Origin of the sequence: Solimicrobium silvestre (assembly GCF_002976435.1) — a bacterium.
Taxonomy (GTDB): domain Bacteria; phylum Pseudomonadota; class Gammaproteobacteria; order Burkholderiales; family Burkholderiaceae_D; genus Solimicrobium; species Solimicrobium silvestre.
On the sequence record NZ_PUGF01000003.1, the window covers coordinates 95,831 to 110,679 of the forward strand.

Below are 14,849 nucleotides of genomic sequence, written 5' to 3' on the forward strand. Positions count from 1 at the left end.
TAAATAGGAAGTGGCGCAAATGTTCTCTAACCGCACACCATGGAGCCCCAGCAGTTGGCAATCCATGTCGCAACGTCAGTTGCCTCACTATCAGGACGACGCTGCGTTGCAGCAGGTATTAGCAAGGATTCAAAGCTATCCGCGTCTGGTGGCCATAAGTGAAATCCGCCGTCTCACCTCGCGCATGGCAAGGGTCGCACATGGGCGTGGCTTTATTTTGCAAGGTGGTGATTGCGCCGAAAGCTTCTCTGATTTTTGCCCGAAAATCATCCGCCAGCATTATCATCTTCTGCAGCAAATGGCAGCGATGATCGGCGCGGCAAGCCATCAGCCGGTGGTGCGCATTGGCCGCATCGCAGGGCAGTACGCCAAGCCGCGCAGTAGTGCTATGGAATGCGTCGCTGGGCAGGAACTGCCTAGCTATCGCGGTGACATGATCAATGGCGCGGAGTTCCAGGAGCAGGCGCGCCAGACCGATCCGCTGCGCATGGAAACAGCTTATTTCAAGGCCGCCGGTAGTCTTAATTACTTGCGCAGTTTGAATAGTGAAGCCAATGCCAGCAGAGCGGGAAGCTACTTCACCAGCCACGAAGCATTGCTGCTGCCGTATGAACAATCAATGCTTGAACAAGATGCAATGGGTAATTGGTATTGCGGCTCCGGTCACTTTTTATGGATCGGCGAACGTACCCGGGCACTGGATGGCGCCCACGTCGAATTCTTGCGCGGCGTGTGTAATCCGATTGGCGTCAAGCTCGGCCCGACGGTAAGTCGCGAAGAGCTGATACGCCTGATCGATGTGCTCAATCCGTTCAATGAAGCCGGTCGACTTACCTTGATCGTACGTAATGGCGCGGCCCATATCGATCGCTTACCCAAACTGCTGGAAGCGATTCAATTGGAAGGCCGCGAAGTTTTATGGATGTGCGACCCGATGCACGGCAACGGCATTCAGACAGCGGACGGTATCAAGACCCGCGACTTCGCATCGATTCAAGCTGAATTAAATGGCTTTCTTGATGCCCATCGCAAAATCGGCACCCATCCCGGAGGCGTGCATCTCGAATTGACCGGTTTGAACGTCAGCGAATGCCTCGGCGGCCCGTCAAAAGTGAGCGAAGCCGATCTGGCGACCGGCTACCTGAGCGCTTGCGACCCCAGATTAAATCCGGAACAAGCCATGGCGTTGACGGCGACTCTGGTGAACCAGCTCGGCTTGGCGTCTGAGCGTGCAACAAGTCCGATTGCGCCTAAAGCACAGGTCGGCTTGCCCGCCGTTCATGCTCAGCACCTGGACTGGGAGAGCCGTGTATGACGAACATCAATTTAGCCGCACATTTCATTGTCAGCAAGCGCAAATCCGATGCGCTGTGCTTTGTCGGGCCCGATATATCACTGAGCTATCGGCAGCTAGACTGTGCGGTTCGCTGCCAAGCACATTGGCTTGAGCAGCAAGGTGTGCGTGCCGATCAACGCATTGCCATTGGCTTGGATGACGGTGCGGAATTGGCCGTGCTGTTTTTTGCAGCATTGGCGCTTGGCGCCCTGCCCTTGCTAATCAATCCTCGGCTTGATGCGCCAGCCATGCGCCATATTTTCGATGATTCCGATCCGGTAATTGTATTCGGCCAGCACGAGCAAAAAACAGTCTTAACAGAGGTAATCGCTAGCGCAGCGCATCCAACCCACCTTCGCTTGATCAAAGCGGGTATGCATCGGGATTGGATCACGCCAACGGCCGAAGGCTCAGCATGGAATGGCTTTTTAATGCGACCGCTTACTGCACCGGCCTTCATTCAATATACGTCCGGCACCACTGGTCAAGCCAAGGGCGTGCTGCACAGTGCCGCATCCATCATCTCCTCTTGCGCTGGCTTCGCCGCTGGCCAGTTGCGCATCAATTCCAGTGATTTGCTGTATTCCGTGCCCAAAGCATTTTTTGGCTATGGCATGGGCAACAGCTTGTTCTTCCCCCTTTATTTGGGTGCATGCGCGTTGCTCGATCCAGCCTGGCCCACGGCCGAACTGGTCGCAGCCAACCTCAAACGCTACCGGCCCAACGTGCTATTCGCCGTGCCAACCATGTACCGTTTGCTGCTTGAGGAAGGATTGCAGCCCAGCAATTGCTCCTTGCGTCTGGCTTTTTCGGCTGGTGCGCCTTTGGCCGAATGCATCAGCGCGATGTGGCAGCAACGCTTTGGCTTCGACCTGCACGATGGAATCGGTGCCACTGAGCTATGCCATGTATTTGCTACGACCTACCCAGACCGACTGCGCCGAGGCAGCGTTGGCCGGATGCTCGACGGCTGGCAAGCCCGCATTGTCGATGAACAAGGAGCGCTGGCGGCCGACGACGAGCCAGGCGTGCTGCTGGTAAAAGCACCGTCGATGGCGCTTTGCTATTGGAGAAGACCGCAAGACGATGCGCTTAAATTCGTCGACGGTTGGTATCGCACGGGCGATCTATTTACTACGGATAGTGACGGCTTCCTGTATTTCCATGGCCGCGAAGATGAGCGCTTCAAAGTATTCGGGCGCTGGGTCATGCCGAGCGAAGTCGAGTCCTTGCTCTCGCAGCATGCAGGCGTACTCGGCGAGTGCTATTTGGTGCCTGGACGCGACGCAACGGGGGAAGATCGTCCGGTGCTGTACATCCGCGCGAATGACGACTTTGAACAACAGGCACGCTTTGCCCTGGCGACTCTAAAAACGCATCTGGAGAGTTTCAAGTATCCGGCCAAAGTACTGCCACTGGAAACATTACCCATGACCGCTAACGGCAAGCTCAATCGGCGTGCGCTGGCAAGTCAGGCTAGCAACGCTTTGCAAGCAGTAATGCCGACGCAACACGAAGAGAGCGATTTATTATGTTGAATCAAGAACAATTTCTCGAATACGGTAAACAGGGTTTTAATCTGGTGCCGCTGTGGCAAATACTGCCGCTACCTCCCCAATTGGAAGCGCTTAGTCTTTACCGTGTCTTGTGCATGCAAGGTAACGATTATCTGTTCGAAACGGGGCAGTGGGAGGGCGGGAATTTTCAGCGCCACTATTCCATCATTGGGCTACCAGCAGCCGAGCGCATCGAGATCGGAGAGCATTGGTTCAAGCATATAAAAGAGGGAGAAATCATACAGGAGCTCAGCACGAGCGAACCCCTGGACGAACTGGAACGTTTACTGGCTAGCTTCAGAGTGCCGCAAATTGCAGCACTACCGCCATTTTCTGGCGGCTTGTTCGGCTACTTCGGATTCGAAACCACTCGCTTGATCGAGCCACGCCTGGCGCGCCAACCGCGCAAACCGTCCGGGCTCGACGTGCCTGATGTGGTACAGCTAGTCAGCAAGGAATTGCTGGTATTCGACCATCGCCAGTCGCAACTATTTTGCATCGTGCATGACGATCCTGGCGTTGCCGACAGCTATTTACGCACGCACAATCGGCTCTATGCCTTGTGCGAACACGTGCTACATAAGATGACAGAGATCGCTACAAACTTTCCTGCGCAAACATATGCGCCAAAGACTACTACGCACGCCGCGCCAGCGCTCCATGATGAGCTTACTTACGCATTTCCCCGTGCGCAATTTGAGCAGGCGGTGGGAGCCATCAAGACATATATCGCGGCTGGCGACGTGATGCAGGTAGTGCTGTCGCAACGCATGAGCCGCTCCTTGTCTTGCGACGCGCCGACCCTATATCAAGCGCTACGCAGCTTGGGTCAGACGCCGTACAGTTACATCGTCGATCTGGGTCAATTTCAGGTGGTGGGTGCCTCGCCAGAAATGCTGGTGCAGCGCCAAACCAATACGATGACCAGCAGGCCGATGGCCGGTACCCGCCGACGCGGTGCGGATGCCTCGGCCGATCTCCAGCTCACACAGGAATTGCTGGCCGATCCTAAGGAAATCGCGGAACACATGATGCTGCTTGATTTAGCCCGCAATGATCTGGGGCGCGTGGCCGAGGTCGGCAGCGTACAGGTCAAGAATATTTTGTCGGTCGAATATTTTTCCCACGTCATGCATATCGTCTCGACGGTGACTGGTTTGGCACCATCACAATTGAGCGGCCTCGAAGTGTTCAAGAGCACCTTCCCGGCCGGCACCCTCAGTGGCGCCTCGAAAATTCGTGCACTTGAAGTCATCGCCCAACTTGAACCGCATGCACGCGGAATCTACGGTGGTGCCATTGGCTGCATGGACTGGCACGGCGGAGTAGATCTTGCCATCGCCATCCGTACTGGCGTTCTCCAGGCAGGGATCTTGCAGGTTCAGGCCGGTGCCGGGGTGGTGCAAGATTCCGTGGCCGAACGTGAGTGGCAAGAAACGATAGAAAAGAGCCGGATGATGCTGCTTGCAGCGCAATTGGCTCAAAGTTGGCAGCAAGAGATGACCGTTCTGGAGGACCCCGCATGCATTTAATGATAGATAACTACGATTCGTTCACCTATAACGTCGTGCAGTACCTGAGCATGCTGGGCGCCGAAATCGAGGTTCGGCGCAGCGATCAAATCAGCCTGGAACAGATCGATGCCATGGCACCGCAATCGCTCATCATTTCGCCGGGCCCGTGTTCACCGACAGAGGCGGGCATATCTATTGCCGCCATCCGTCATTTTGCCGGGCGCTTGCCAATACTGGGAATCTGCTTAGGACATCAATGCATCGCGGCAGCCATGGGTGGACAGGTGCGTCGCGCCGAGGAAGTATTGCACGGCAAAATCTCACCGATCCAGCATGCGGGCGATGGCTTGTTTGCCGGTATCCCACAACAAGGGTTGGTCGGGCGCTACCATTCATTGGTGGTAGACGCTTTGCCGCCAGAGTTGCTCGTCACGGCACGCGCCTTACGGCCCGATGGCAGCGAGGGAGAAATCATGGCTATGCAACACCGCCACCTTCCTATCTACGGCATGCAATTTCATCCTGAATCGGTATTGACACAGCACGGTTTGGGCATGCTTGCCAACTATATGCGCATCGTCACGCAGTTCGAGCTTGAGGGCGGCACTCGCATTCATATCTAATTTTATTTAACGAAGCGCAGGCCGGCAGGTCTGTTCTGAACTACTGCTTTTAATCTACGAGGATTTCATGCGTATTACTTGTTTTGAAAAAAATTACCCGATCCGATTTTCTCATTGCGATCCGGCCGGTATTGTTTATTTCCCCCAGTATCTGGTCTTAAGCAATTGGCTGGTCGAAGACTGGTTCACAGAAGGATTGGGTATTGATTTTTCCCACTTCATCTGTGCCCGGCGCTTGGGGCTGCCGATCGTCAAGCTCGAGAATGAATTCCTGGCTCCGTCGCGCCAGGGCGAGTTACTCACGTTTCGCTTGGAATTACAGAACCTGGGGCGGCGCTCACTGGAAGTGTTGATCAGCGCACGGTTTGGCGACCAGGTCCGGATGCAGAGCAAGCAGGTAATGGTAATAACTTCGCTAGAAAGCGGCAAATCAATTGTTTTCCCCGATGACGTGCGGCAGCAGCTGCAGCGGTTTACAGAACAGACAAAACTAACAGAAATGGTGGCTTCATAATGCAAATCTTACAACCGCCCGATTGGGTTCGTCCACGCGGCTATGCCAATGGTGTCGTAGCCAAGGGAAGTTTAGTCTTTACCTCCGGCCAGCTTGGATGGGACGGGCAAGGTCAATTCCAAAGCGAGCGCTACGCGGATCAGGCGCGCCAAGCTTTACAAAATATTGTGACCGTACTGGCGCAGGCCGGAGCCAAGCCGGAACACATCGTGCGCCTGACCTGGTACGTGACTGACCGTGCGGCCTATTTAGAACAGGCTAAAGAGGTGGGGCAATCGTATCGGGAGTTGATCGGCCATTTTCCAACCATGAGCGCGTTTCAAGTGAGCGCCTTAATGGTCGACGGGGCCAAGGTTGAAATCGAGGCGACAGCCGTAATTCCCGATTAAATTAGTCCGTGATCACGAGGCTGCATTTTAAATGTGTTCGGCGAATTCCTGCTGATACAAAGCCTACGCACATGAACAATAGAGAGCATTGGGGTCACATAATTTCCTGCATGCTCATTCATAAACATAACGGTGCAGTTCGCCATGCTGAAGAGGTTAAGGTATGTACACAAACAACAAAACCAGCGCAGTATCCGGCCAACCGTGGTGGGCTTTTCCTACCGAAACCACAACACTGCGCACGCAAGATTTCGGCGGCTACACGGTTGCTGTGCGTGGTCCGACACTAGAAGAATATATCGACGGGCCGAACGTATTTCTCGTGCATGGCATGGTGGACTCAAGCGATACCTGGGATGCATTGTTACCAGCACTCTCACACTGCAACATCTGGCGCCTTGATCTGCCCTGGTCCGGTCGTGACGGTGTATCTTGGCCTACCCTGCAACCAGCGCTGAAATGGTTGCAGGCGGCATTGGCGCTGTGCCCGATAAAACGCGGTATCTTCGTCGGCCATTCGTTCGGTGCCACGGTGTTATTGGATTGGTTGGCTACAGATCCGACGGCGCGCCAGATGGCCGACGGTATGCTGTTGTTTGCACCTTTGTATTGTGATGCGCAGCGCCCAGTGTCATGGCCCGATTTTGACCTGTTCGCACGCGGCGTCCAGTATCGCTTTGAGAAAAACTTGCGCATTCGGATGGGCTGTGACGTACCAAGCGACGCAACCGTGTGTGCGATCGCAACGCAGCTCAGTGAACGTTTTTTGCCGGACGCCATGCTAGAACTATTTCGCATCTTTCTCTCAAGCCGTCACTGGGAATTTAAGCAGTTGCAATTACCAGTGAAGTTAGTCATTGGGGAAAAGGAAAACCCCATTACACGCCACAACATCAACGAAATGATCAACAGCCTCCCCGGCGCTGAGTGTCACACTTTGGCCGGGTGCGGTCATTACAGCATTCACGAACAACCTGCCATGTTGCGTGCTTTGCTTTCCGAGTTCCTGGTACGCGTTCGTATGCCAGAGAGCTCGCATGCTTTACGAATGTAGGCGATACATCAGTGGGTCGATCCAAGTAAAACCAGAGAATCCGGTGCGGCCAATGTCAGGAATGGCGGCACGAAAAGCTGGTCCTGCATAATAAAAGAACCGTAGTGCGTGTAGAAATGGTTGAAGTGTTCGACAGCCTCGGGTAACGCCATCAGATCTTTCTTGGTCAATGGAAGAACGTGTTCGTTGGCATGCATGGTCGCTCCCCAAGAAAACGTCTCCCCAGCATCATTGATTTCAACGTGCCCTCCCAGTACATAACTGACAAGGTGTTGACTTGCAAAAGCAGCCATGCGGCGAGCACTGGCAAGATCAGCCTGCTTGTCGTTAATCAGGAGACGCCCCGGCATAAGAAAATCCCCCGAAAAAACCAGCGCTGTGGTGCGATCGTAGAATGCCACGTGCGTCTCGTTGTGACCGGGAGTCGGAATCACATCGACAATACGGCCACCAAGGTCAATGTGGGCTTCGCCATTGGGCCAGTCGACAAAACCGAAATACGTTTTCACGCTATCGATGTCGTGACCAATCACCTCTACGTTTGGCAAACCCCGGAACTGCACGTCGCCCTCACGATGGTCACTGTGCCGGTGGCTATGAGCGACAAGCAAGGGCAACGTGAGCCCAGCTTTTGCCGGCAAGAGCCGCAATACGGTTTGCGCGAGCGGCATTTTTTTAGGGTCAGCAACATCACCGGTATCAATTAAAAGAGCCCGGGTTGAGCCAATAATGAGATACATAAAAGGTGCTTCATCGGTCACACACAGGCTCTCTCGCAAGACATAAGTCGTGGCATCGAACTGCCTGATTTCCAGAGGTGGCGGCGGGTTGTGATCACAGTCTGAAGCGCCCGGGCTGAACTTAGTTGTTAGCAGCAATGGAATAACATCCTGCGCCTGGCAACTGAGTGTAGTAAACAGTGCCAGCATGACCAACGCCAACATAGTCCGGCACCACGTTGGGCGGATTGGACGTGACAGGGTAAAAAAGTGAGGTGTGGCGGTTTTCATTGCGTCTTCCTTGCGTTGTGGAATGCGCTAACTCTAGCAGTCTGTGGGAAGAAACCAGAAGCTGCGTGCCGAAGATTCGATGAATCGACAATGCGCTGCGCCAGATCGAAGGTTTAGCACGACGAAGTTTTTTGATTTGTGCAGAATTTCGGCGCGGGGGTTATCTTTAGAAACCACATTCCGCTAGTGGCGATTACGCCCCAATAGCCAGCTGTCGATACGGTCAGCACACGTGCGGCTGGATCGATGCTCAGAACCATCAACAAGCGTAATCAAGAACTCGCGGTTTTCAAGGCGGCGCAATTCCATCACACGCGATTTTTGCAGGATGCGCGAACGATGGATTCTAATGAAGCGCGCCGGATCAAGACATTCTTCGAATGAGCGCATGGTTTCGCGCAGAAGATGCAGACGGCCTTGCACATGTAGTTCGCAATAGTCGCCCGCTGCGGCAATCCAGTCGATATTTTCAGCGTCGACAATCTGAATACGCGTCCCGGTCTGTACGCGGAAGTGCGTAGCATACGGTGAACTCTCGCCTTTTAACACTTCAATCATTTTCTCTGCGGAGCGCAAGCGCTGGGAGGTTTCGAGCAGTGCACGGGCACGCTCGAGAGCGACGTAGAAGCGTTCATCGTCTATCGGTTTGACCAAATAATCCAATGCCTGCACGTCAAATGCGCTCAGTGCATGCTCATCGTACGCGGTCAGAAAAATCACCAGCGGGAGATGCTCCTGATCGAGCTGCCTCATCACTTCAAGTCCGTTCAACCCGGGCATTTGGATATCTAGAAACACCAGATCGGGATTCTCGGCACGAATCTTCTCGACCGCAGAGATTCCGTCACCGCACTCCCCGATCACGCTAATGTCAGAGAAGCGCAGCAAGCGAGCACGAACACCCCGTCGGCTCAGAGGCTCGTCATCGACAATCAAGACTCGCACAAGATCTCCTGCCGGGGATTGACTGGCTTCACCAATGGGATCTCAATCTTTATGCAGCATCCGCCATGCTCCGGCCAGGTCAACTCAAGTTCATGGCTGTCTGGATACAGCGTCTGCAACCTTTCGCGGGTATTCGCGAGGCCAACCCCCAACGAAGCGTGCTTCACAGGAACCACCACCAGATCGCGATGGCCGGAATTCTCAACAATGATGGATACGCGCCCTTCAGCAGACACCGCCGCGATTCGGAGCCAGCCTCCATCGATTTGCAAATTGATTCCATGCTTGATGGCGTTCTCAACCAGTGGTTGCAACAGCATGGTCGGCACCGTGGCATCCGTGACCGCGTCATCAATGTCAATATTGATCTGCAAGCGTTCACCAAACCTGACCTTCTCAATGTCGAGGTAGCGGTTCACCAGCGTTATCTCTTCAGCCAAGGTATGACTCAATGCACCGTCAGAATCGAGAGTGCTGCGCAACAGTTCGGCGATCTGGCTCAGCATACGGTTTGCGCCGCTACCATTGCCCTCTGCCACCAGAGTCGACACCACATTCAGGGCATTAAACAGGAAATGCGGGTTGAGTTGATAGCGCAGTGAGTTCAGACGAACTTCGCGCAATGCCTGTTCGGCCAGAATGCGGCGTTCGCGCTCGTCAACCGAGTGGCGCCACTGTTTGATACTGAAATAAAGACTGCACCACAGAAATAGAATCACCGTAATCTGAAGGCAGTCGGTCAACCAGTTTATCCATTCGAGGGGCCGGATATCCGAGATCCCGAGCTCCACGACCAGAGCTCCAAATGCACCCGCGCAGAGCGACCAGACGAAAGCACGAGCCTCAAGCGCCAACCACGAATGTTGTTTCGCGATAGCAGAACGGCACAGCCGCCACAGCACGCAACTTTCGATAAATGCAACGCCGACATAGATAGCGTTCCCACGCAACATACCGGGCGCGCCAATGACAGGAATCATGGCGATTAGAATCAGCAAATAGAGGCTGGTCCAGCCTATCGCCTGAAGTTGCCAGAAATTGGGGAAGTTGGATGCACGGGGTTGACTCATAGTAACGCTATTTTATTCTGTTGACTTCCCCTGTGCAACGCAGTTCATCGTGCCATGCGCTCACTCTGGCGCGGAGCCCCTAGCATTACTTCACGTCGCCTCCTCGCGGCTGGAACCACCAATCGAAACTTGCGTTTCGGCATTAAGTCTTTCTACGTTTTTCAGAAAATAAAAAAGCCCCATCGATAAGAATGTCGATTCAAACATATTGGTTGGCTTCGCGGATAGTCTCCTACAAGCAATAACTTTACCGAATATTTCAACGATAAATTCCGTTATGTGCATCACCGAACAGAGTTGGTTGTGCGCTCGGTGTAGCTTGGATTGCGAATCGTAGCGCGCACTGACGATTTCGAGGTCAATTTCTTATACAAGTGCGCAATTTTAGCTACTCAAATTAAAGGAATTGCCATGAAATCCACAATGATAAAAAGTACGCTATCGCTAGCGATAATCGGACTATTCGCCGCAGGGTGCACTAGTACTCCGCCGCACGTCGCAGAAAACAACTATGTACAGCAACCAGCACCCATCAGTTACGTCGGTCCTCCTGGGGCGACTGGCGCTACTGGTGCGCAGGGTATACAGGGTGAAACCGGTGCCACCGGCCCTACTGGTCTCGCGATGGCTGGTCCAACAGGTGCGACGGGTGAGACCGGCGCACAGGGCATGCAAGGTCCTGTTGGCGAAACGGGTGTTGAAGGCAGAATGGTGGTGGGGCGTGCTGGTCCAACCGGAGCAACCGGCGCGACCGGCGCACAAGGGATGACCGGTGATACCGGAGCACAAGGTTCCAGCATACCAGGGCCTGCAGGTGCAACGGGCGCTACCGGGTTAACCGGTATTCAGGGCGTAATTGGAAGCAGAGGTCCTGAAGGTCCGTCGCGTGAAGGTCCTGCTGGTCCGGCTGGCGCAGTCGGCGCCACTGGCGCGCAAGGATTAGTTGGATCTACTGGGGCTCAAGGTAACACTGAAACGGCAGGTTTATCTGGGCCGACTGGCGCTACCGGTTCTACTGGCCCACAAGGTGAGGTCGGTCAGACTGGCGCGCAAGGCATGGGCGGTTCTACCGGAGCACTCGGCTATACCGGTACCGGCGCTCAGGGCAACTCAACACCATCCTGGAATTACACGTTTAAAGGCAATAGCGACGATACTCAGAAGTCAGACGACGGCAAAACGCAAGAGATTGTGAGCTATATGAATCAGAATCCATCTTCACAAATCACGATCAACGGTCCGAGCAATCGTTATGTGCATAGCGTTATAGAATCCCTGACCGATGCCGGAGTGAAAGAATCCAGAATCCACCTCGGTCCACTCACCGACTCGACGCAGGATAATGGTCACCGGGTTGATGTAATAATCAGTAACTAATCATCGTCATTTCAGGTGATTGAAGAATGCCAGGCCCTAAGCGGCACTTTCACTACGGGCCTGATAATTAATGATTCGTTCGAAAAGGTTGAACGACCTGCGCATCTGCCGTAGCCTGCACCATTGATCCGTCTGTCCGTCCGGCCTCAATCAATTCAGATTTCGACATGCTGGCCAGACTATCCGCAGCACTTTCTGCTGCACTTTCATTTGCTGCTGTTATTGCTGTTTCCTGCACTCTGCCTTCGCATCTACCCTGACCTGCGTCAAGAAATGCGCACGTCGGTGCACGCGCTTTGCGCTGCAGGTAAGCGAACATGGTTAAATTGAGTCGCCGCGCTGAGGCTGCATCCAGCCGGTCTTCGGACGATGGACTGATTCCTTCCAAATAAAACCGTTTCAGATCTGCCGGGCTGACCACCTGCACAGATTCCGGGGGAACCAGCATGATCGCTTCATACAATGAAGAGGGGAAATCCAGCTCCTCGACGAAGTTCTTCAACGTACTCTCCAAATGGCGAAACTGGTCGAGGCGTGAAGATGCATCCTGAGTGAACGGAAAAAACGGACGATGAATGCCGAGCTGTCCTGCCACACTGCGGCGTTCACCTCCCATGAATGCGAACACACATGCACTCATACAGCGGTCATTCTTGCCAACGATAGTGTCAATGCCCAACGCACGAAGCTGCCGCCCGAGTTCCATCCCCGCATCAATATCGCCACCATTACTGGAAAACCATATCGTGTTGTTGGCAATTTTTTGTTTGCCGCTTTTAATCAGTTTTGCCATAATTTCTGCGCTCTCCACGTCGCGGTGCGTGACCTCTCCGGAAAGAATTACCCGCACCTCTTCGGCATGCGCTGTCGCTCCACCCCTTGTGTAGAGAATGTCGGACGGGTTACTGTATTTCTTGATCGGCGACCAGCGTTGTTGGCCGTCTACCTGCTCAACGCTACGAAAAACCAGTTCGGCATGCACGGAGAAACCGTGCAACGCGAGCACGAGGAACAGGATAAATGCAGGTATTGTGCCTGGCTTACGTAACGCATTTACGTTGAACATAGTGGTCAAACTCCAGTTGTTGATCATGATTCAATTCCTCTGTGCATCTCGGCAATCGGTACTACGTCGCAACTGTGCTTGCAAAGCGCTGTTAGCAGATTAATGCAAGCTTCGCTGCCCTTGGTTTTGTCGAAAAAGTAATGAGCGCCAAGTGCCATGCACCTGGCTTGGTATTCGCGTTGCACAAAGTTCGTCAGCACGATCGTCGTGATATCGGAATACATAAAATTGATATGTTCGATCAACGTCAAGCCACTACCGCGTTTAAGTCGAAGATCGATGATGGCGATGTCTGGTTGAACCTGTTGAAGACAGGTTCGTGCATGGTCCTCGTTGTCAGCCTGGGCCACCAACACGGCGTTTGGAATGGCATTAATTAACGTACCAAGCCGCTCACGCAAGATCAGAGAATCTTCAATCAGGAGAATTTTCAACATCGTCATCAGCTCGTTAATATCATTAACGTGATGCTACGCCGGCCGATTTTTGGGCGATATCAGCAGAGGGAGTGACTAGCTGTAGGAATTGCCCTACAGCAATTAGATCAGACGGAAATCAGGGAATGGACGAATCGTCCACCAGGCCGTGTTTCAGCCCATAGCGTATTAGTTCAGCGACACTGGTCATTTGCATTTTTTGCATGACGCGAGTCTTGTAGGTACTGACTGTCTTGGCGCTTAGGTTGAGCCGCCTGGCAATGTCGTTGATGCTGCTACCGGCAGCTATCCGGCGAAAAATCTGAAATTCGCGTTCCGACAATGAGGCGTGAAGTGGCCGCTCATCTCCGAGTATCAAACCGAACGCAAGATCAGCGGCAACTTCCGGGCTGATGAAACGCCCACCTGATGACACCGCGCGTATCGCACTGAGCAACTGCTGCGAAGCGCTGTCCTTGCAAAGATAACCTGCCGCGCCAGCGCGAATAGTACGGACAGCATATTCACCCTCTTTATGCATACTGAGGACTAAAATTGGCAACTTGGGCTTTTCTGCTTTGATTTGTTTGATCAGCTCGACTCCGCTCCGACCGGGCATCGTCATATCGAGTAACAGCAGGTCGCACTGTTCACTGCGAACGCTTGAAAGTACTTGGAAACCGTTGCTGGCTTCTCCTATAACAATCATATCGCCTGCAGTAGACAGAATCTGCTTCAACCCGTCACGCATCAGGGTATGGTCATCGGCGATCAGGATACGAATCATGGCGAATCGTTTCTGGGGATATTCACTTCGATGTGGGTTCCTCGCCCCGGTGCGCTATCGATTGCAATTCGTCCGCCCAGCATGTTGACGCGCTCCTTCATGCCAAGTATGCCAAAGGTTTTTCTTTCATCGGTCAGCTCAGTCGGCAAGCCGATTCCATCGTCGGCTATCGTCAGCAGCAAGCCGTTATCGCAATCCTGCAATGCCACCATGGCATGCGAAGCCTGTGCGTGACGGGCGATATTGGTTAGCGCTTCCTGAACGATTCTGAAAATTGCCGTCGATAGATATTTATCCAGTCCATAGTCCTCGCGATCCAGCAACAGATCACAGGGTACGCCGAACCGCTTGGTAAAACTCCTCGCGTAGCTAGTGATCGCGGCTTCAAAGCCAAGGTCATCGAGCATACCAGGACGCAGCTCTTCGCAAATCAACCGCGTTGCGTCCACCGTTCGAATGATCACTTGATCGATTGCATCGAGCCGCGCAGCAATTGCCGGATCACTGGTCGCTAGTTGGTTCGCTAGCCCGTTGAAATCGATCCTTAATACCGTTAAGTTCTGACCCAACTCGTCGTGTAATTCGCGGGAAAAATGGGCACGGTCTTCCTCACGCGCCCGTTGCAGAAAAATCGATAGCTGATGCAAATGTGCCTTGCTTTCAATGAGTTCGCGCTCAACCTGTTTGCGTTGGGAGATGTTTCGGATGTTGCACTGAATTACCTTAATATCTTCACATTCATACGTATTACTGACGAATTCCACCTCAATGAGCTCACCTGATTTTGTCTTGAGAGGAAGGTCTTCGTACCTGACATAACCTGTTGTTTGCAGTTCTGCAAACATATTTTTGCTTTCAGCAACATCTGCAAATGAACCGACTTCCCATAATTTTTTGCCGAGAAACACGGCATGCGAATATCCCAGCATGTTGATTAAATAGGGATTGACGTCTTCGATCTGGGCGGTATCCGCGTTAAGCAAAAGTATCCCATCCTGCGCGGTTTCAAATAGCCGGCGGTAGCGACTCTCGGATAACCGCAATGCTTTAAGCGAACTAGCATTGATCGTATTTATCGCAGCGATCCGTTTTTTGGGAGAATTGGAAGAGATTTGCATGTTGGAGAACCCTTTAAGGCAGGCACCTGTCGAGCCGAGGTTGAACCACGAGTGTCATCCAGATCGACCGGTTC

Annotated in this window: 15 protein-coding genes; 8 read left to right on the plus strand and 7 right to left on the minus strand. The window is 53.3% G+C overall.

The window, feature by feature from the left end:
- The first annotated feature begins 19 nt into the window (after positions 1-19).
- The 7 genes from S2091_RS04495 to S2091_RS04525 all read left to right on the plus strand — a co-directional run bounded on the left by S2091_RS04495 (position 20) and on the right by S2091_RS04525 (position 6,986).
- Positions 20-1,315, plus strand: a complete 1,296-nt coding sequence (locus S2091_RS04495; protein WP_105530611.1) for a 3-deoxy-7-phosphoheptulonate synthase — start codon at positions 20-22, stop codon at positions 1,313-1,315.
- Positions 1,312-2,874: an AMP-binding protein gene (locus tag S2091_RS04500; RefSeq protein ID WP_105530612.1), complete on the plus strand. Its 1,563-nt coding sequence runs from the start codon at positions 1,312-1,314 to the stop codon at positions 2,872-2,874. Before S2091_RS04495 ends, S2091_RS04500 begins: the two co-directional genes overlap by 4 nt.
- Entirely contained in the window at positions 2,868-4,424 is a 1,557-nt protein-coding gene (locus tag S2091_RS04505) for an anthranilate synthase component I family protein (protein WP_105530613.1), read from the plus strand. Before S2091_RS04500 ends, S2091_RS04505 begins: the two co-directional genes overlap by 7 nt.
- Positions 4,415-5,029, plus strand: coding sequence for an anthranilate synthase component II (locus S2091_RS04510; protein WP_105530614.1), 615 nt, complete (start codon positions 4,415-4,417; stop codon positions 5,027-5,029). Before S2091_RS04505 ends, S2091_RS04510 begins: the two co-directional genes overlap by 10 nt.
- A gap of 67 nt (positions 5,030-5,096) precedes the next feature.
- Positions 5,097-5,543, plus strand: coding sequence for an acyl-CoA thioesterase (locus tag S2091_RS04515; protein WP_105530615.1), 447 nt, complete (start codon positions 5,097-5,099; stop codon positions 5,541-5,543).
- Positions 5,543-5,932 (plus strand): RidA family protein, encoded by a 390-nt coding sequence (locus S2091_RS04520; RefSeq protein ID WP_207769620.1) that lies wholly within the window; start codon positions 5,543-5,545, stop codon positions 5,930-5,932. Before S2091_RS04515 ends, S2091_RS04520 begins: the two co-directional genes overlap by 1 nt.
- Before the next feature lie 163 nt (positions 5,933-6,095).
- Positions 6,096-6,986, plus strand: a complete 891-nt coding sequence (locus S2091_RS04525; protein ID WP_105530617.1) for an alpha/beta fold hydrolase — start codon at positions 6,096-6,098, stop codon at positions 6,984-6,986.
- An 8-nt stretch (positions 6,987-6,994) separates the two neighbouring features.
- Here S2091_RS04525 and S2091_RS04530 read toward each other — a convergent pair whose 3' ends face one another.
- From S2091_RS04530 to S2091_RS04540, 3 genes are all read right to left on the minus strand, one after another.
- The gene (locus S2091_RS04530) at positions 6,995-7,996 is read right to left on the minus strand and encodes an MBL fold metallo-hydrolase (RefSeq protein ID WP_105530618.1); all 1,002 of its coding nucleotides are present in this window, start codon (positions 7,994-7,996) and stop codon (positions 6,995-6,997) included.
- 183 nt (positions 7,997-8,179) lie between these two features.
- Positions 8,180-8,941, minus strand: coding sequence for a LytR/AlgR family response regulator transcription factor (locus S2091_RS04535; protein ID WP_105530619.1), 762 nt, complete (start codon positions 8,939-8,941; stop codon positions 8,180-8,182).
- Positions 8,929-10,011, minus strand: a complete 1,083-nt coding sequence (locus S2091_RS04540; protein WP_105530620.1) for a sensor histidine kinase — start codon at positions 10,009-10,011, stop codon at positions 8,929-8,931. Before S2091_RS04540 ends, S2091_RS04535 begins: the two co-directional genes overlap by 13 nt.
- 411 nt (positions 10,012-10,422) lie before the next feature.
- Between S2091_RS04540 and S2091_RS23805 the strand changes: the two genes are divergently transcribed.
- Entirely contained in the window at positions 10,423-11,388 is a 966-nt protein-coding gene (locus tag S2091_RS23805) for a collagen-like domain-containing protein (RefSeq protein WP_133166859.1), read from the plus strand.
- A gap of 67 nt (positions 11,389-11,455) precedes the next feature.
- Here S2091_RS23805 and S2091_RS04555 read toward each other — a convergent pair whose 3' ends face one another.
- From S2091_RS04555 to S2091_RS04570, 4 genes are all read right to left on the minus strand, one after another.
- A complete protein-coding gene (locus tag S2091_RS04555; protein WP_133166860.1) occupies positions 11,456-12,454 on the minus strand; it encodes a COG3904 family protein in 999 nt (332 codons plus the stop codon).
- 23 nt (positions 12,455-12,477) lie between these two features.
- Positions 12,478-12,891 carry a response regulator transcription factor gene (locus S2091_RS04560; protein ID WP_165794909.1) on the minus strand — a complete coding sequence of 138 codons (414 nt, stop codon included), beginning with the start codon at positions 12,889-12,891 and terminating at the stop codon, positions 12,478-12,480.
- 118 nt (positions 12,892-13,009) lie between these two features.
- Positions 13,010-13,657 (minus strand): response regulator, encoded by a 648-nt coding sequence (locus S2091_RS04565; RefSeq protein ID WP_105530624.1) that lies wholly within the window; start codon positions 13,655-13,657, stop codon positions 13,010-13,012.
- Complete coding sequence (locus S2091_RS04570) at positions 13,654-14,775, minus strand: PAS domain-containing sensor histidine kinase (protein WP_105530625.1); 1,122 nt, start codon at positions 14,773-14,775, stop codon at positions 13,654-13,656. Before S2091_RS04570 ends, S2091_RS04565 begins: the two co-directional genes overlap by 4 nt.
- Between the last annotated feature and the right edge of the window lie 74 nt (positions 14,776-14,849).